The following is an 18,275-nucleotide window of genomic DNA, read 5'->3' as shown; positions in this document are numbered from 1 at the left end:
AGTCCCCGGAAAGAAAACTGGCAGACCGCCCTTGCCCGGGCGATTGCCAGGGCAACGGCGGTCTGGTCCGGAGTCTCAGTGCGTCCCTTGTCGGGACGCCTGTTCGCCGGCGTGAGCCGGCACCCACCCCACAAGGGGGTGAGAAACTCAGCTCGTGGCTTCGGTGGTCTCGGCGTCCTCGTCCGCAGCCTCGGTCTCGTCGGCGGCAGCCTCGGTCTCGTCGGCAGCGGCGTCGGTCTCCTCGGCGGCAGCCTCGGTCTCGTCGGCGGCGGCTTCGGTGGCCTCAGCAGCGGGTTCGGTAGCCGGGGTGTCGTCGTCATCGTCGCCACAGGCGGCAAAGGCGAGCGCACCAACGGCGCACAGGGCAATCAGCTTCTTCATGGGCGAGACATTATCGTTCGATGACTGTTCTGCGCGGTTTTTGCACGCTTGGCCTGCCTCAGCCGGACGGCATCATGTCGGTGAGGCTGATGCCGCATTCCGACAAGAGGGTCATCACTGCGCCAGTGTCAGAGGAGTTGATCCCGCCGGTCGTGACCGCGTTGGTGAAGCACGCGATCTGATCGGGCGACAGCTCGATACCCATGCTCGCGAGCATGTCCGTCACCATGTTGTTGATGGCGTCGTCGGCCGGGACACCGGCCACCGTCGAGGCGGGCGTGGCGGGCGTGTCGACCGCGGGAACGGGCGCGGACGCACCGGCGGCCACGAGACCCTGAAGGACCTCGGCGAGACTGATGCCACAGCCCTGCAGGATGGTCAGCGCCTCGGCGTCGTCGCCGGTGACGGCGGCGTCGAGACCGGCACCGATGCAGGTGAGGTCGGTGGCGTCGAGGCCGGCGGCGGCCAGGACCGCGGCGACGGCTGCCGGGTCGACCGTGCCGTCATCCGAGCCGACCTCGCTCGACACGGCCGGGTCGAGCGACTCGCCGCCGGGCACGAGTGTCGCCAGCTGGTCCAGCGAGACGCCACAGTCGGTGAGCACCTGGACTGCCGAATTGGGATCGGCGGCGAGATCGGCGCCGGCCTGAGCGATGCAGGCGATCTGCTCGGGCGTGAGCGTCTCCATGATCTGCTGGAGATCGATCTCGATGGGCTGGGTGGGGGGCTCGGTAGGAGGCGCAGCGGAGGCGGCGCCCGCCGTGGCGAGGAGCCCACCGGCGACGAGGGCGGCGGCGGCGAGCGACGTGCGGAGGGTGAAGGCGGTACGCATACGCGGCGAACCTAGTGGTCGCCGGAGCGCGGACGGCGTCATATTCGCGTGTCGGTCAACCGTCACCGAGCTGGTCGCGGAACAACGCCAGGGTCCGCTCCCACGCCTCGAGCGCCGGCTCGACCGCGTACGTGTCGTGGCGGGCGTCGTTGAAGAAGGCGTGGCCGGCACCACGGTGCACGTTGATCGTCGCGTCGCGACCAGCGGCGCGCAGAGACTCCTGGAGGGCGCTGGCCGCCGCCGGCGGATACCACGGGTCGAGTTCGGCGAACTCGCCGACCACCGTGGCCTCGATCTGGGACAGGTCGACCGCCATGCCCTCGGGCGGCAGCCCGTAGTACGGGGCCACGGCGACCACGGCGTCGGGCCGCGCCGCGCCCAGGGCGAGGGCCAATCCCCCGCCGAGGCAGTATCCGACGACTCCCACGCGGCGGGTGCCGGTGACCTCGACGAGGTGGTCGACGGCGAGGCCGAGGTCGTCAAGGACACGCGTGCTGTCGAGAGCGCCGGCGAGGGACGCCGCTTCGTGCTCGTCGGTGGCGGTGCGCCCGTGATACAGGTCGGGGGCGATCGCGGTGAAGCCGGCTGCGGCGAACCGCTCGACCACGTCGAGGATGTGCGGCGTGAGCCCCCACCACTCGTGGATGACGACGACGCCGGGTCCTCCCCCGCCGCTGAAGTACCCCGGAACCGATCCGTCGGTCTGTCCTCCGTCGCTCGTCAGCGTGACGTGATCTCCCATTCGGGTCACCGTAGAGGGCTCTTTGTCCGGTAACAAAGAGTCTTCTGTTCACCCGCGGCAATGTCGAATACCATCGTCGTCGTGACAGCCACGGACAGCTCACCCGCCACCGCGCCGGCCACCCCCGAGCGATCGGCCGCCTATCGCGACGACCGGGCCCACGTCTTCCATTCGTGGTCGGCGCAGGCCGCCCTCGACCCCGTCGTCATCGCCGGCGCCTCGGGCGCGCGGTTCTGGGACGAGTCCGGCACCACCTATCTCGACTTCTCGAGCCAGCTCGTCAACGTCAACATCGGCCATCAGCACCCGAAGCTGGTCGCGGCGATCAAGGAGCAGGCCGACAAGCTGTGCACGGTCGCGCCGATCCACGCCAACGACGCCCGCAGCGAGGCGGCGCGGCTGATCGCCGAGTTGGCACCGGGCGATCTCGACAAGGTGTTCTTCACCAACGGGGGCGCCGAGGCCACCGAGAACGCCATCCGTCTGGCCCGTGGCCACACCGGCCGTCACAAGATCCTCACGATGTACCGCAGCTATCACGGCTCGACAGCCGGGTCGATCACCCTCACCGGCGATCCGCGGCGATGGGGCAGCGAGCCAGGCATTCCCGGGGTCGTCAAGTTCTGGGGCCCCTACCCGTATCGCTCGGCGTTCCACTCCTCGACCGAGGCCGAGGAGTCCGAGCGCGCGCTCGCCCACCTCGCCGACGTCATCGCCATGGAGGGACCGAGCACGATCGCCGCGATCGTGCTCGAGACGGTCGTCGGCACGAACGGCATCCTCGTGCCGCCCGACGGCTACCTCGCCGGCGTCCGCGCCTTGTGCGACGAGCACGGCATCGTGATGGTCGCCGACGAGGTGATGTCCGGCTTCGGGCGCTGCGGCGAGTGGTTCGCCGTCGACCGCTGGGGCATCACGCCCGACCTGATCTGCTTCGCCAAGGGGGTCAACTCCGGGTACATCCCCCTCGGGGGTGTCGTGATCAGCGAGGCGATCGCCGAGTCCTTCGCCACCCGCGCCTACCAGGGCGGGCTCACCTACTCGGGCCATCCCCTCGCCTGCGCCTCTGCCGTCGCCAGCATCAACATCTTCAAGGAGGAGGGCATCATCGAGCACGCCCGCCACCTCGGCGACGACATCGTCGGCCCGGCGCTCGCCGAGCTCGCGGCCAAGCACCCCTCGGTCGGCGACGTGCGCGGCCTCGGCGTGTTCTGGGCCATCGAGCTCGTGCGCAACCGCGAGACCCGTGAGCCCCTCGTCCCGTTCAATGCCTCCGGCGAGGCGAACGCCCCGATGGCGAAGTTCGCCGCGGCCTGCAAGCAGCGCGGGCTGTGGCCGTTCACGCACTTCAACCGCACGCACGTGGTGCCGCCGCTCACGATCAGCGACGACGACATGCGCGCCGGCCTGGCCATCATCGACGAAGCCCTCGCCGTCGCCGACGAGTTCGTCACCAGCTGACTTCAACTGACCGGCGCTGGTAACAGATGGTGCCTGGCACCATCTGTTACCGCGTTCGCCGGCCGGCGCTGATTGACTGCTGGTGATGTTCGGGCGACGCAAGCGAGCCGAACGCGCCGGGCTTCCCGACGCGTGGCGCTCGATCCTCGACGCCCGGTCGGTGCATTGGCGCCTCCTCGACCCCGGCGAGCGGGACCGACTCGGGGAGCTCGCCGACTGGCTGCTCAGGGAACGGCGCTGGGAGGCCGCCCGCGACTTCGAGCTCACCGACGAGGTGCGCACCCTCGTGTCGGCGCACGCCTCGTTGCTGGTGCTCGAGCTCGGCGAGTCGTGGTACGACGAGGTCGGGGCGGTCGTGGTACGGGCCGGCGCGATGGACCGGGCACCGACGCTGAGCGGAGGGCGCGGCATCGTCACGCGGTACCCCGGCGTGATCGACGGCGAAGCGCACCACGACGACGGGCCGTTGATGGTGTCGTGGGCCGCCGCCCGCCGTGAGGCCGCCCAGCCTCGCTGGGGGCGAGACGTCGTGCTGCACGAGTTCGCCCACAAGCTCGACATGCTCGACGGAACGCTCGACGGCACGCCGCGGCTCGACGACGAGGCGGTGCCGCGCTGGGTGAAGGTGTGCACCAACCACTTCGAGGCGGTGCGCGAGGGAACGGGTGGGCGCATCCTGCGCGACTACGCCGGGACCAACGCCGCCGAATTCTTCGCCGTGGCGACCGAGACGTTCTTCACCAGGCCGATCGAGCTGCAGACCGAGAAGCCGGACCTGTACGACGTGCTCGCCGGCTTCTACCGGCAGGACCCCGCCGAGCGTTGGCGCCGCGCCGCGGTGGCGACGCCGGTCGTGTCGCAGCCGCGCATCGTCGTCCGGTACGCGGTCCCCCGCCCCGTGGATTCCACGGGGTCCTGACCGTCGACGTTCCACGGGCCGTGACGATCGCCGCTCACCGGCGCACCCGTGTGCGTCCCGGGCGGCGCCGCCGAGCGGGCGTCACCGCCGTCACCTTGACGGCGCACTGCTTGTAGTTCGGTTCGCGACTGATCGGGTCGAACTCGGCGACCGTGAGGCGGTTGGCGCACGCCTCGTCCCAGTGGAACGGGACGAACACCTCGCCCCGCCGCACGATGGAGGTCACACGGGCGCGGATCCGGTCGATCGCACCTCGTGACGATTCGACCCGCACGATGTCGCCGGAACCGACGCCGAGATCGGCGGCGTCGTCGGGGTGGATCTCCACCCAGGCCTCCGGAGCGAGCCCCTCGAGGATCGGGATCCGTCCCGTCTTCGTCCGGGTGTGCCAGTGCTCGACGGTCCGGCCCGTGTTGAGCAGGAGCGGGAAGTCGGCGCGCGGCGCGTCGCTGATCGGCACGGGCTCCACGGCGAAGACCGCGGCGCGCCCGCCGGGCCGGTTGTAGCGCCCGTCCGTGTAGAGGCGGGCCGTTCCGCCGACGGGGACGTCGGCGCCCTCGGGGCACGGCCACTGCACCCCGCCGGCGGCGTCGATCCGCTCGTAGGTGATGCCGCTGTAGTCGCACGGCCGCCCAGCCGACACGCGGCGCCACTCCTCGAACGCGTCGCGCGGTTCGGTCCAGCCGGCGAACAGCTCGTCGGCACAGCCCCAGCGCTCGGCCATCGCCAGGAAGATGCCGAAGTCGGCGCAGGCCTCGCCCGGCGGCGACACGGCGGCGCGGACCCGCGAGACCCGTCGTTCGCTGTTGGTGAACGTGCCGTCCTTCTCGCCCCAGATCCCCGCCGGCAGCACCACGTCGGCGAGCCGTGTGGTCGGAGTGTCGAAACCGTCCTGGACCACCAACAGCTCGAGGCCGCGCAGCGCCCGCTCGAGCACCTCGCGATCGGGATAGGAGACGATCGGGTTGGTGGCGATGATCCACAATCCTTTGATCTCGCCGGCGACGACGCCGTCGATGATGTCCGGGTAGGCGTGGCCTCGCTCGCGGGGCAGGCGGTCCGGCGAGACGCCCCACAGCGCCGCCAGCTCGTCGCGAGCCCGCGGGTCGTCGTAGGCGCGATAGCCGGGCATCGACGCTGTGAACCCGGTCTCGCGCGTGCCCATCGCGTTGCTCTGCCCGGTGATCGAGAACGGTGCGGCTCCCGGCCGTCCGACGTTGCCGGTGAGCAGCGCCAGCGTGTTGAGCAGGGTGACGGTCTGTGTGCCCTGCACCGAGTGGTTGACGCCCATCGTCCAGGCGAACACACAGCGCTCGGCCCGGCCGATCTCCCTCGCCGTCGATACGAGGGTGTCGACGTCGATGCCGCTCTCGGCGGCTGCTCGCTCGACCGTCCACGAATCGAGCTGGGCGAGCAGGGCCGGAACGCCGTCGGCGGTGCGCTGCAGGGCGCCGGCGTCGGCGAGTCCTTCGTCGAGCAGCACCCGGATGATGCCGTTGAGGAGGGCGACGTCGCCGCGCGGGCGCACCGGCAGGTGGACGTCGGCGATCATCGCCGTCTTCGTCACCCGCGGGTCGATGACGATCACCCGGCCCTCGCCGTTGAGCACTCGCGGCGCGAGCAACGGGTGGTTGTCGGCGATGTTGGCACCCCAGAGCACGACGACATCGGCCAGCTCGAAGTCCTCGTAGCACCCGGGCGGACCGTCCGTGCCGAAGCTCTGCTTGTAGCCGGCCACGGCACTGGCCATGCACAGCGTGGTGTTGCCGTCGTAGTGGCGCAGCCCCATCCCCAGCCGCACCAGCTTGCCGAGCGTGTAGAACTCCTCGGTCACCAGCTGCCCGGTCGACAGCATGGCCACCGAGCCCGGCCCGTGCTCGTCGATGAGCCGCTTGAAGCCTTCGACGGTGCGGTCGAGCGCGGCGTCCCAACGCGCCGGACGGCCATCGACGAACGGAGTGGTCAAGCGCCCGTCGACATCGAGCATGTGGTGCTCGGAGAGGCCCTTGGGGCACAGGCGCCCGCGGTTGACGGGATGGCGGGCGTCCCCCTCGACGGCGACGGCCCGGCCGTCGCGCACCCCGACGAGCATCCCGCAGCCGACCGAGCAGTAGCCGCACGTCGTGGCGACCCAGCGGTCGGCGGCGCGCGACGCCGACACCGGGCCGCGAGCGCCCGCCTGCGCGACGTAGGCGTAGCGCTCGCCGCCGTGGTCGAGTCCGAGAAGCGTCGCCACGCTCTTCATCCGCGTCCCCCGCCGATCGGGCTCGGGCCGGTCACCGGTTGCTCCCAGCGGCGCCGCGCCAGAACGAGCCGGGCATGTTGAGGGGGACGACGGTGACGAAGAACAGCCAGCGGCCGACCAGCTCGCTGAACCCGGCGAGCGCCAACACGAGCGGTGCCGGCGAGCCGAGGAGGCCGGTGGCGAGCGCCGCGATGGCGACGATCCACCGAGCCGCCGTGGCGGTCCGGAAATGGCTCGTCTCGAGCACGACGGCGCCTCGCCACGCCCGGTCGGCCACTCTGCGCAGGCGGCGCCAGTTGGCCGACGTGGCGGTGAGAGCGACGGCGAGGCCGGCGGCGGCGATCGCCCCGTGTCCGGCGGCGGCGAAGCCGAGGGCGACGGCGGTGGCGTTGAACCGCACGATGGTCAGCGGCGTGTTCCACGCCGGCCGACCCGGCACGACGTAGAGCCGGGCCGAGAAGTACACACCCACCAGGCCGGCGACCGCCGCCGGCACCGCCGCACCGGGCACCAGCACGGCGAGCGCCGCCACCGCGGCGTGCGCCGACAACGCCGCCACCTCCCGGCTGAGCCACGACCGCCGCAGGTTCCGCAACGCCTTCCATGCCGCGACCGGGCGGCCGAGGTGCCCGACGGCGCCGACGAGCCCGGCGAGCGCGGTCGCCGCGGCGGCGACCCGCAGGCCCGTGCCCGAGCCGCCGGCCGCGACGATGCTCAGGCCGACGGCGAGCTGGCTCACCAACGTCAGCCACACGAGTGGCCAGTGCGCATGTTCGGGCCGCAGGTTCCAGTCGCTGGCCGCCAGGGTCTCGGCCGGGACGCCGCGCGGCAGCTCGATCCGAGTGGTCGACAGGGTGATCCCGGCGTCGGGCAGATGCGGGGCGTTGGCGCCGGTGTGGTCGTCCCGCCACGCTGCGACGTTCACCTTCTCGATCGTGATGGCGTGCGTCGGGCAGGCATCCACACACGCCGGTGCGAGTCCCTCGGCCAAGCGGGGCTGGCACATGTCGCACTTCGTGACGATCCGCCGGTCGGGCTGGAACACCGGGACCGAGTACGGGCAGTTCCACGTGCAGTACTGGCAACCGATGCAGTCGTCGGCGTGGTGGGCCACGACACCGTTGGGCAGCTTCACGTAGGCGTTGGTCGGACACCCCTCGAGGCACGCCGGCTCGATGCAGTGATTGCACGACATCGATATCTGGAAGCGGCGCGTCGTCGCATGGTCATCCAGCCCTTCGATCTCCCCGACGCGGCGCCAGGTCACCTCGGGAGGCAGGCCGTTCTGCTCGCCGCACGCCACCTCGCACGAGTGACAGCCGATGCACGCATCCATCGAGAACCCGAAGCGGTACTGCTCACCGGCGTCGAGGGCGAGCAGCTCGGGCCGTTCGGGCACGGCTCGCGACCGCGACGGTCGAAAGGGCTTGGGCGACAGGGCGACGGGCGTGGCGGTCACCGGTCCCCCACCCGGACCTCGACGACGGCGTCGACGATGCGTGCGCGGTGAACGGTGACGGCCGCCTCGGCGTCCAGGCACCGGCCCGTCGACAGCTCGAACCGTTGCTTGTAGAGCGGTGAGGCGACCGTCGCCACGCCGTCGACGTCACCGACGATGCCCCGGGAGAGCACACCGGCTCCCGAGCAGGGGTCGTCGTTGTCGATCGCGTGCACCGAACCGTCGGAGAGGAGGAACACGGCGACGGGATGTCCGTCGACGAGGGCGGCGACGCCACGGTCGGGAATCAGTGCGCTCACCTCGCACACCCCCACCCAGTCGGCGCCGCTGGCCACATCGCGATCGTCGAGCACCGTCATGACACGGCCGCCGGGACCAGCTGGCCGCGGACCTCGACGCGCGTCACGGCGGCATCGGGCTCGGGGCTGTTGACGAACGTGACGAACCGGGCGAGCCGTTCGGGGTCGTCGAGCGTCGCGGCCCACTCGCACTGGTAGGACTCGACGTGGCGCGCCATCTCGGCCTCGAGGTCGGCGGCGATCCCGAGCTCGTCGTGCAGCACCACCCTGCGCACGAAGTCGATCCCGCCGGGCAGCTTGCGTTGCCACGTCGCCGTCCGTTCCAGGCGGTCAGCGGTGCGGACGTACCACATGAGGTAGCGATCGATGCTGCGCACGAGCGTCTCGTCGTCGAGATCCTCGGCGAGCAGTTCGGCGTGGGCCGGACGCATGCCTCCGTTGCCGCCGACGTAGAGGTTCCAGCCCTTGTCGGTGGCGATGACGCCGACGTCCTTGCTCTGGGCCTCGGCACACTCGCGTGCGCATCCCGACACGGCCAGCTTGATCTTGTGGGGAGCGCGAAGGCCCCGGTAGCGCAGCTCGAGATCGATCGCCATCTGCACGGAGTCCTGGACGCCGTACCGGCACCACGTGGATCCCACGCACGACTTCACGGTGCGCATCGCCTTGCCGTAGGCGTGGCCCGACTCGAGCCCGGCCTCGCGGAGGCGGGCCCAGATCGCCGGGAGCTCGTCGACCCGGGCACCGAAGAGGTCGATGCGCTGACCGCCGGTGATCTTCGTGTAGAGACCGAAGTCGGCGGCCACCTGGCCGATGGCGATGAGCTGTGCCGGCGTGATCTCGCCGCCGGGAACTCGTGGGACGACCGAGTACGTGCCGTCGCGTTGGATGTTGGCGAGGAAGTGGTCGTTGGAGTCCTGCAAGCTGGCCTGCTCGCCGTCGAGGATGTAGCCCGAGCCGAGCGAGGCGAACATCGACGCCACCGCCGGCTTGCAGACCTCGCACCCGCGTCCCGACCCGTGGCGTTCGACCAGCGTGGCGAAGCTGCGGAGACCGGTGGCCCGGACCAGCTCGAAGAGCTCGGGACGCGTCATCGCGAAGTGCGGGCACAGGCGCTTGACGACCGTGCGCCCCAGCTGCACGAGCTGGTCGTCGATGAGTTCTTGGAGCGAGGCGACGCACGACCCGCAGCCGGTTCCCGCCCGCGTGCACGACTTCACGCCGGCGATGCTCTCGAAGCCCTCGACGACGGCGCCACGCACGCTCCCGCACGTCACGTTGTGGCACGAGCACACCGTCGCCTCGTCGGGGAGGTCGACGACGCCGTTGCCCGACGGGGCGCCCATCGGCCGCAGCAGTTGGAGCACGTCGGCCGGTCGGGTGACGCCCCGCACGGCCTGCACGAGCATCGGGAACGCCGTCGTGTCGCCCACGAGGCTGGCGCCGAGCACCCGGCCGTCGGGACCGACCACGGCCCGCTGCCACGTCCCGGCACCGAGGTCGGCCACCACCACCTCGTCGCCGTCGGCGTGCGGATCGCCGGCGCTGGCCACGTCCACACCGAGCAGCTTGAGCTTGGTGGATGTGTCGGCGCCGATGAACGTGGACGCTCCCCCGCTCAACCGGTCGGCGACGACGTCGGCCATCGCGTTGCCGGGGCCCACGAGCCCGTAGACGCGGCCGCGGTGGCACGCCACCTCGCCGATCGCGTACACATCGGCGGCCGACGTCTGGCAGTGGTCGTTCACGACGACGCCGCCACGGTCCCCGATGGCCAGGCCGGCGCGCCGGCCGAGCTCGTCGCGGGGCCGCACCCCGGCGGCGATGACGACGATGTCCGCGGCGATCGCCGACGGCTCGGCCGGCCCGTCGCCGGGTTGGCCTCCGGCCGGCACCGTCTCGACGGCCAGCACCCTGCCGCCGGTGTCCACACGCAGCGCCTGGGCCGCGGCCGCCGTGCGGACGGCGAGGCCCAGCCGCTCGATGTGACCGGCGAGCACCCGGCCCGCCCCGGCGTCGAGCTGCATCGCCATCAGGTGCGGCGCGAACTCGACCACGGTCGTGTCGAGGCCGAGGAGCCGCAGGGCGTTCGCCGCCTCGAGGCCCAGGAGCCCTCCGCCGATCACGACGCCGTTCGTCGCATCCGACGACCACTCGCGGATGGCGTGGAGGTCGTCGATCGTGCGGTACACGAAGACACCGGCGGCGTCGGTCCCTGGGATCGGCGGGACGAACGCGGACGACCCGGTGGCGACGACACAGGAGCCGTACCCGATCCGCCGGCCCTGTTCCGTCGTCACCATGTGACCGTCGGTGTCGAGGTCGACGACCCGGTCGCCGAGGATGGCGTCGACGTCGTTGCGCTCGTAGAGCTCGTCGTCGCCGAGCGTCAGCTCGGCGGGATCGACGCCGTCGAACAGCGACGAGAGGTGGACCCGGTCGTAGGCGCGGTGTCGCTCCTCGCCGATCACCACCACCCGTCGGGTCGCCGACGGGTTGCGCTCGGTGTAGGCCTCGACGAAGCGATGCCCGACCATGCCGTTGCCGATGACGACCACGTCGGCCCATTCGACGCGGCCCGGCACGGCCGCCGATCGACGCGAGGACATCGTCACACCCCCACCAGACGTGCACGCCGTCGGTAGACGGCGATCGTCACGGCGAGGCAGACGAGGTAGAACACCCCGAACGACAGGTAGGCCCCGTCGCCGTTGCCCCGCTCGAGGAACGACTGGCGCAGGGCGAGGTTCACGCCGACACCGCCCAGGGCACCGACCGACCCGGCGATGCCGATCAGCGCCCTCGACAGACGGCGGGCACGCCTGGCGGCATCGTCGGCGTCGGCCCCGGCGGCCACCGCGGCGTCCGCTTCGGCCCGGAAGACGGCCGGGATCATCTTGTAGGTCGAGCCGTTGCCGATTCCCGACAGGATGAACAGCAGCACGAAGCCGACGAGGAACAGGCCGAGCGACTCCATCCGTGAGGCGGTCAGCACGACGGCGGCGCCGACGGCCATCGCGGCGAACGTCCACGCCGTGACCCTCGACCCTCCCAGACGGTCGGCCAGGCGCCCTCCCACCGGGCGGCTCAGCGAGCCGAGCAGCGGACCGAGGAACGTCAGTGACGCCGCCTTCGTCGGCGTGTCGAACGTGTCGGCGAACTGCACCTGCAGCACCTGTCCGAAGGCGAAGCCGAACCCGATGAACGAGCCGAACGTGCCGAGGTACAACAGCGAGATCAGCCACGTGTGCCGATGTCGGGCGACGTCGCGCATCGCCCGCTTCTCGTTGACCGCACCACTCAGGTTGTCCATGAACAGGGCGGCGCCGGCCACGGCGACGACGACGAGCGGCAGGTAGACGCCGAGCAGGATCCGGGGGTGCTCCTTGCCGGCGGTGGCGAGGACGAGCAGGCCGACCAGCTGCACCGCGGCGACGCCGATGTTGCCGCCGCCGGCGTTGAGCCCGAGCGCCCATCCCTTCAGGCGTTGCGGGTAGAAGGCGTCGATGTTGGCCATCGAGCTGGAGAAGTTGCCGCCGCCGATCCCGGCGAGCGTGGCCGCGAGGAGCAGCGACCCGAACGACGTGCCCGGCTCCAACACAGCCGCCGTGACGACGAGCGGAATGGCGAGGGCGGCGGCGCTGACGATCGTCCAGTTGCGTCCGCCGAACTTGGCCACGGCGAACGTGTAGGGCAACCGCATCGCGGCGCCGACGGCCGTCGGGACGGTCGTGAGCAGGAACTTCTGGGAGGCGTCGAAGCCGTACTCGGGACCGAGGAACAGCACGAAGACCGACCACATGCTCCACACGCAGAAGCCGATGTGCTCGGAGAAGATCGACCAGACGAGGTTGCGCCGGGCGACCCGGGCACCGCCGGCGTCCCAGAAGGCGGCATCCTCCGGGCGCCAGTCGTCGATCCAGCGCGACCGTCTCGCGGGCACGGCGAGCGGTGGAGATGACGTCGGGTCGGGCACGACGGTCGTCGGCAGCGTCATGGCAGCTCCTGTCGATGGGGGTGCCGACGATCGTGCCGATCGTGTGTGTCACACGGGTTTCTTCGTCGCGACGTTTGCCTCATCGGGCGACAGGAGCCGCCGTGAGGTTTCGGGTCAGGCCGGAGTGGCGTGGAGCTCGGACGAGTACCCGCGACGGCGAACGGTGCGGATGCCGGCGCCGAGCGCACCGAGCTTGGCGCGCAGGCGGGCGACCGCCGCCTCGACGGCATGGTCGTCGGCGCCCGGTTCGGCGAGCGACGCCTTGGCCACCACCGACGGCGCGCGGGCGACGAGGATCTCGAGCAACCGCCTCTCCCCCGGCGTCAGCTCGGTCAGCTCGCCGTCGGGATCGACGATCACGTGGCCCTGCCACCGCACGCTCACACCGCCGAAGTCGAGCCTCCTCGCCTTGGCGGTCAACGCCTTGGCCACGGCGAGCACCATCGACCCGAGGCGCGCCCGCTCGGGCTCGAGCACCGTCTCGACGCCGGCGTCGTGGAGGGCCTGGGCGGTCACCGGGCCGACGGCGACGGCGACCGTGTGGCGGTTGAAGGCCTCGGCGAGCGCGCCGGGCGAGGGGGCCAGCTCGAACGCGTTGTGCACCGCGTGGGCGGAGGTGAACGTGACGGCGTCGAGCTGGCCCTGCACGGCGAGGTCCAGGAGCCGCAGCGCGGGAGCCGGATCGGGGGGCATGCTCCATCGATAGACGGGCACGTCGATCACCTCGTGGGCCCCGACATCGCGCAACGCGGCGGCGACCACCGGCTCTCCGCCATCTCGCTGCACGGCGATCCGCTGGCCGCTCACCCCCGCCGCGTCGAGGTTGGCGACCACCTCACGATTCGTCTCGCTCGGCGCCGACCAGGTCACGTTCAGCCCCTCGGCGCGGGCGGCGTGCAGCGCCTTCGGTCCCCGGACGACGACGCGGGAGGCGTTGAGCGCGGCGCGCAGCTCGTCGTCCAGCCCGACGCTCTCGGCGGCGGCGAACCAGGAGCGGGTGCCGATGCCGGTGGTGAGCACGACCACATCGACCGGGGCCTCGAGGACACGCCTGGTGACCGCCACCGTCTCGTCGAGATCGCCGAGCAGCGTCGTGGCCATCGTCGGACCGTGGACCACGCGGGCGCCCCGGCGCGACAACATCTCGGCCTGCTCCTCCCAGCGCCGATGTCCGGTGATCCCGATCGTGTACCCGGCCAGGGGACGGCTCGCCGGCTCGCTCATGGTCCGATTCTGGAGGGCGAACGGTTTCGTCCGTGTGAACGCTGCCCTGGATCCCCCGATGGCTGCGGCCGACGCCGGGGTGACGGTCCGGCAGGGTGGTCCGGGGCGCGCGGCCGTACTCTTGGTCCGATGCCGAGACGACGTGAGCGATCGATCAGCTCCGCCTCGGTGATGGAGTCGGAGGACTACCGGCGGCTGTTCGTCAGCGCGGCGGCGGTGATCTTCGGCGTGATGGGCCAGTCGGTCGCACGCGGTTGGCTGGCCAAGGACCTGACCGGCAGCAACGCCGGCCTCGGCGGCGTGATGTTGGCGTTCGGCGTCTCGATGCTCCTCGCCACGCCGTGGGGCGGTGTCGCCGCCGACCGCTTCGCCAAGCGCACCGTGCTCTTGATCTCGGTGGCGATGCTGATCACGTCGTCGTTGCTCACCGGTTTGGTCGTGGTCGCCGGCGTCATCGAGTACTGGATGCTGCTCGTCGCCAGCGCGATCCAGGCCGCCGCCTTCGCCGCCTACCTGCCAGCGCGCATCGCGTTCATCGCCGAGGTGGTCGAGGTGGATCAGATCGGCCCGGCGGTGATGCTCAGCCAGACGGCCCAGGAGGCGATGCGGGTGGTCGCCCCGGCGCTGGCCGGGGTGCTCGTCGGGTTGTCCTGGTTCGGCGCGGGCGGCGTGTTCCTGCTCTCGGCGGGGACGAGCACGATCTCGGCGTTGGTGTTGTTCCGCCTGCCTCGAGGCGAGCCGCGGGTCACGGCGACGCGCAGCCCGATCGAGGAGATGGCCGATGCCGTCCGGTACGTGCGCTCGCGTCGGGCGCTCGGTCTCGTGGCGCTGACGACGATCGGCGTCGTGGTGATCGCCTTCCCCTACATGACGTTCCTGCCCACCCTCGCCGACGATCGCTACGACGTCGGCGCCGGCGGCTACGGCCTGATGTCGGGCTGCGCCGGACTGGGGGCCGTGATCGCAGGGGTCCTCGCGCCACGGGGGAAGTGGACGGTCCATCGCCCGTGGGCCACCGTCGCCGTCGCCGGGGTGGCCCTCGGCGCGTCGCTGATCGGCCTCGGCGGCGCCGTCAACTACCCCCTCGCCCTGCTCGCACTCCTGGCGGTCGGCGCCGCCGGCCTGGTGTTCCAGACGACCACCCAGTCGCTCATGCTGGTGCTCTCCGACATCGAGTATCACGGCCGGATGCAGAGCATGGTCGTGCTCGGGTTCAGCGGGTTCGGCCTCGCCGCCCTGCCGCTCGGTCTGCTCGCCGACGCCCTGACGCTCGAGCTCACCCTGATGATGATGGGCGTCGTGGTCCTCCTCGTCACGGCGGGGTTCACCGTTCGCCGCGCCGCCCATCGCCGCGAGCTGGTGGGGGTCGAGATCGCGTGACGGCGCTCCTCGGCGGCCGGGCGGTCAGGCCGTCCAGTCGACGCCCGGGAAGGTGCTCACCCACTGCTCGGCGATACGTCCCCCGTCGACGCGCTGCACGAGCAGCCACGTCATCACCGAGCGCTCGCCGGTCTCCCGGTTGATGCCCGAGCTCGTGGCGCGCGTCCAGACGGTGTCGCCGTCGACGACGCGGTCGTCGATGGTCGTGTTGGCGCGTGAGAGGACCCGCTGGGCCTCGGCGAGCCGCGCCTTGTACGCGGAGCGGCCGACCGTCTCGCTACCCGAGCCGGTGTGGCGCGTGAGCGGGTCGGTGAAGAGCCGATCGACGGCGTCGAGGTCGCCGTCGCGCCAGACCTCGTCCCACCAGGCCTGGCTCACGGTCAACGGATCGCTCACGAACCGCCAGTCTAGGAAGCCGCCGGCCGCGGCGACGAGTGGCCGTTACGGTTGGTGCCAGGCACCAACCGTAACGGCCCCGTCGTTACGGTTCCGCCCTACTCGCCGCCCTCGTTGAGGGTGACCTCGATCGGGGCGAAGTCGGCCCCGTTGATGTCGACGCTGTCGCCCAGCAGCTCGTGGGCCGCGGTGACGATGTCGTTGGTGTAGGCGCCGTCGGTGGGCTCGGCCGTGAGAACCGTGGTGCCCTCCAGGTTCGGCGTGTTGAGGGCGAGGTCGACGGTGCGCGTCCACGCCGCCTCGTCGATGTAGCCGATGCCGTTCTCCGCCGGCCAGATCAGCTTGTTGACCTCGTTCACCTGCCACAGCTGGTGGCTGGCGCCGAGCTGGGAGCCGCCGTCGACGACGAGGGCCGCGGCGTCCTCGACGTTGTCGCGAGCCCAGGCCCATCCCTCGATCGAGGCGGCGACGAAGCGGGTGGCGATGTCGACGTAGGCCTCGTCATCGGCGAGGCGGGCACCGTCGGCCCAGATCGCGTCCTGCAACATGCCGACGCCGACCTCCTCGTAGGAGATGACGTTGAAGTCCTCTGGCTGGTAGAGCTCGCCCGTGTCCGGGTTGACCGCCTCGAGCGCCTGGGCGTACTCGTTGTACGTCATCGCCTCGGCGGCGTCGATCGAGCGATCGAGCAGGCCGACCATGTCGAACTGCTGCTGCACGAGGTTGACGTCCGACGCCGGGTCGAGCCCGGCCTGGGCCAGGGCGGCGAAGATCTCGTACTCGTTGCCGAATCCCCAGTTGCCGATGTTCTTGCCCTCGAAGTCCTCGGGCGTGGTGATGCCGGCGTCGGCGAACGACACCTGAAGCGTGCCCGAGCGCTGGAAGATCTGGGCGATGTTGACGATGTCGGCACCCGCCTCGCGGGTCGCCAGCGCCTTGGGGACCCAGGCGATGGCGAAGTCGGCGCCGCCGTCGGCCAACACCTGCTGCGGGACGATGTCGACGCCGCCCTCGAGGATCTCGACGTCGAGGCAGTACTGCTCGTAGATGCCGTTGTCGCGCGCAGCCATGTAGCCGGCGAACTGGCCCTGGAAGAACCACTGCAACTGCAGCGTGACGGAATCGACCGACTCGCACTCGGCCGGCGCGGCCGAGCCCGCCGATTCCGTCGCCGCCGACTCGGTCGTCGGAGGTTCGGTCGCGGCGAAGGCCGTAGCGGCTCCCGCGACGAGCGGCAGCGCGACCACGCCGGCGCCCAACAGCTTCATTCGATGCTTCATGTGCTCTCTCCCTGTGGGGACCCGCCCCGGTGTGGTGATGTGAGACTCTCCAATGCGATGGAGATCAGGTAGAACACCAGCCCGAGCGCGACCGCGCCGAACACGTACGCCCAGGCGACGGCGTTCTTGGAACTCGACAGGTTCGACGTGATGCGGGCGCCGAGCCCGTTCTGGTTGCCGCCGAAGTACTCGGCGACGAAGGCGGTGATGACGGCGCCGGGGGCGGCGATCTTGAGCGCGGTGAACAGGTACGGGATGGCGTTGGGGATGCGCGCCTTGCGGAGGATCGCCAGCGGCGACGCGGCGTAGGAGCGCAGCAGCTCGAGATGGGTGGCGTCCACCTGGCGCAGTCCCTTGGCGACGTTGACGAGGATCACGAAGTAGACGACGAGCGTGACCATCAGCCGCCGGGGGATCTCCGACGTGCTCGAGAACTGGTTGTTGAACACCGACACCAGCACGAAGATCGGGATCGCGTTGAGGGCGACGGCCAGCGGGCTGACGAGATCGTTGAGGAGCCGGAACCGCATCAACAGGAACGCCATGGCGATGCCGAGCAAGGTGCCGACCACCAGCCCGACGAGGGCGTTGGCGCCCGAGACCCACGCGGCGCGGCGGATCAGGTCGAAGTTGTCGGTCACTGCCGACAGGATCTTGCTCGGCGCCGGCAGGAAGTACGGCTTGAGGTCGAACCCACGCACGACGAGCTCCCAGAGGAGCAGCAGCCCGACACCGAACGCGATCGGAGGCCAGGCTGCCCTCCAGATGCGGGCCGCGGCCGGGGTCAACGCTCCTCCGCCGCGCGCCGGGCCTTCTCGATGGCCAGCTCGTCGTCGGTCGCTCCGCCGACGCCGCGCAGGGCCTCTCGCACGTCGGTGATCCTGGCGTAGAACTCCGGCTGCTCGCGCGTGTCGAGCGTGCGCTCGTGGCCGAGGCCGATGTCGACCACCTCGGTGATCTGACCGGGGCGGGGCGACATCACCACGACCCGGTCGGAGAGGAACACGGCCTCGGGGATCGAGTGGGTGACGAACACGACGCTGGTGCCCGTCTCGGCGCAGATGCGCAGCAGCTCGACCTGCATGTGCTCGCGGGTCATCTCGTCGAGCGCGCCGAACGGCTCGTCCATGAGCAGCAGCGCCGGGGCGGCGGCCAGGGAGCGGGCGATCGCCACCCGTTGCTGCATACCGCCGGAGAGCTGCCACGGTCGGTGCGACGCGAACTCGGCGAGCTTGACGAGCTCGAGCATCTCCATCGCCCGCTCGCGGCGCTTGCGCTTGTCCCAGCGCTTGAGCTCGAGCGGGAGCTCGACGTTGCGCACCACGGTGCGCCAGTCGAACAGGCCTGCCTGCTGGAACGCCATGCCGTAGTCCTGGTCGATGCGGGCCTGCCGGGCCGGCTTGTCGTTGACCCAGACCTCGCCCCTGGTGGGCTCGATGAGGTTGGCGATCAGGCGGAGCAACGTCGACTTGCCGCAGCCCGACGGCCCGATGAGGGACACGAACTCGCCGGGGGCGACGTCGAGCGTGATGTCGACGAGAGCGTCGACCGAGTTCCTGGTCCCCGGGTTGAAGGTCTTGCTCGCCCCGACCACGCGCACGGCCTGGCCGCCGAGCGCGCCGCCGGCGGTCGGGCCGGCCGCACGGGCGGTGGAGTCGAG

At 71.1% G+C, this 18,275-nt stretch carries 16 protein-coding genes; 3 read left to right on the top strand and 13 right to left on the bottom strand.

The features are described 5' to 3' along the window. Window positions 1-147: 147 nt before the first annotated feature. From DN771_RS22355 to DN771_RS22345, 3 genes are read right to left on the bottom strand one after another with little or no spacing between them, the layout of a single operon-like run. Window positions 148-381, bottom strand: coding sequence for a hypothetical protein (locus DN771_RS22355; protein WP_116999787.1), 234 nt, complete (start codon window positions 379-381; stop codon window positions 148-150). A gap of 58 nt (window positions 382-439) precedes the next feature. Further along, on the bottom strand, window positions 440-1,213 hold the full coding sequence (locus DN771_RS22350; RefSeq protein ID WP_116999786.1) for a hypothetical protein: 774 nt from the start codon (window positions 1,211-1,213) through the stop codon (window positions 440-442). 55 nt (window positions 1,214-1,268) lie between these two features. After that, window positions 1,269-1,955, bottom strand: a complete 687-nt coding sequence (locus tag DN771_RS22345; RefSeq protein ID WP_116999785.1) for a dienelactone hydrolase family protein — start codon at window positions 1,953-1,955, stop codon at window positions 1,269-1,271. 81 nt (window positions 1,956-2,036) lie between these two features. Here DN771_RS22345 and DN771_RS22340 point away from each other — a divergent pair, with 81 nt between their 5' ends. Both DN771_RS22340 and DN771_RS22335 read left to right on the top strand, forming a co-directional pair. Continuing rightward, complete coding sequence (locus tag DN771_RS22340; protein ID WP_227462445.1) at window positions 2,037-3,416, top strand: aspartate aminotransferase family protein; 1,380 nt, start codon at window positions 2,037-2,039, stop codon at window positions 3,414-3,416. 85 nt (window positions 3,417-3,501) lie between these two features. Continuing rightward, complete coding sequence (locus tag DN771_RS22335) at window positions 3,502-4,335, top strand: M90 family metallopeptidase (RefSeq protein WP_162942277.1); 834 nt, start codon at window positions 3,502-3,504, stop codon at window positions 4,333-4,335. A gap of 34 nt (window positions 4,336-4,369) precedes the next feature. Here DN771_RS22335 and DN771_RS22330 read toward each other — a convergent pair whose 3' ends face one another. The 6 genes from DN771_RS22330 to DN771_RS29765 form a co-directional block, all read right to left on the bottom strand. Beyond that, entirely contained in the window at window positions 4,370-6,580 is a 2,211-nt protein-coding gene (locus DN771_RS22330) for a molybdopterin oxidoreductase family protein (RefSeq protein WP_116999782.1), read from the bottom strand. A gap of 31 nt (window positions 6,581-6,611) precedes the next feature. Further along, the gene (locus DN771_RS22325) at window positions 6,612-8,039 is read right to left on the bottom strand and encodes a DmsC/YnfH family molybdoenzyme membrane anchor subunit (RefSeq protein WP_116999781.1); all 1,428 of its coding nucleotides are present in this window, start codon (window positions 8,037-8,039) and stop codon (window positions 6,612-6,614) included. Next, window positions 8,036-8,398: a nitrite reductase small subunit NirD gene (gene nirD, locus DN771_RS22320; RefSeq protein WP_116999780.1), complete on the bottom strand. Its 363-nt coding sequence runs from the start codon at window positions 8,396-8,398 to the stop codon at window positions 8,036-8,038. Before nirD ends, DN771_RS22325 begins: the two co-directional genes overlap by 4 nt. Beyond that, the gene (nirB, locus tag DN771_RS22315; protein WP_116999829.1) at window positions 8,395-10,947 is read right to left on the bottom strand and encodes a nitrite reductase large subunit NirB; all 2,553 of its coding nucleotides are present in this window, start codon (window positions 10,945-10,947) and stop codon (window positions 8,395-8,397) included. The genes nirD and nirB overlap by 4 nt, the downstream gene beginning before the upstream one ends. 2 nt (window positions 10,948-10,949) lie before the next feature. Next, window positions 10,950-12,335: a nitrate/nitrite transporter gene (locus DN771_RS22310; protein WP_116999779.1), complete on the bottom strand. Its 1,386-nt coding sequence runs from the start codon at window positions 12,333-12,335 to the stop codon at window positions 10,950-10,952. A 114-nt stretch (window positions 12,336-12,449) separates the two neighbouring features. Continuing rightward, a complete protein-coding gene (locus tag DN771_RS29765) occupies window positions 12,450-13,559 on the bottom strand; it encodes a uroporphyrinogen-III synthase (RefSeq protein ID WP_162942276.1) in 1,110 nt (369 codons plus the stop codon). Window positions 13,560-13,688: 129 nt separating this feature from the next. Between DN771_RS29765 and DN771_RS29760 the strand changes: the two genes are divergently transcribed. After that, window positions 13,689-14,939, top strand: a complete 1,251-nt coding sequence (locus DN771_RS29760) for an MFS transporter (RefSeq protein ID WP_162942275.1) — start codon at window positions 13,689-13,691, stop codon at window positions 14,937-14,939. Between the two features lie 24 nt (window positions 14,940-14,963). Here the strand turns inward: DN771_RS29760 and DN771_RS22300 are convergent, their stop codons facing one another. The 4 genes from DN771_RS22300 to DN771_RS22285 form a co-directional block, all read right to left on the bottom strand. After that, on the bottom strand, window positions 14,964-15,335 hold the full coding sequence (locus tag DN771_RS22300; protein ID WP_116999777.1) for an ester cyclase: 372 nt from the start codon (window positions 15,333-15,335) through the stop codon (window positions 14,964-14,966). A gap of 98 nt (window positions 15,336-15,433) precedes the next feature. Next, a complete protein-coding gene (locus DN771_RS22295) occupies window positions 15,434-16,615 on the bottom strand; it encodes an ABC transporter substrate-binding protein (RefSeq protein ID WP_116999776.1) in 1,182 nt (393 codons plus the stop codon). Continuing rightward, complete coding sequence (locus DN771_RS22290; protein ID WP_116999775.1) at window positions 16,612-17,403, bottom strand: ABC transporter permease; 792 nt, start codon at window positions 17,401-17,403, stop codon at window positions 16,612-16,614. The genes DN771_RS22295 and DN771_RS22290 overlap by 4 nt, the downstream gene beginning before the upstream one ends. Then, window positions 17,400-18,215, bottom strand: a complete 816-nt coding sequence (locus tag DN771_RS22285; protein ID WP_116999828.1) for an ABC transporter ATP-binding protein — start codon at window positions 18,213-18,215, stop codon at window positions 17,400-17,402. Before DN771_RS22285 ends, DN771_RS22290 begins: the two co-directional genes overlap by 4 nt. Window positions 18,216-18,275 lie beyond the last annotated feature (60 nt).

The sequence above is a fragment of the Desertimonas flava genome (genome assembly GCF_003426815.1).
Lineage (GTDB): Bacteria > Actinomycetota > Acidimicrobiia > Acidimicrobiales > Ilumatobacteraceae > Desertimonas > Desertimonas flava.
The sequence above is the reverse complement of the archived record's forward strand: the minus strand, read 5'-3'. Positions and strand labels throughout refer to the sequence as shown.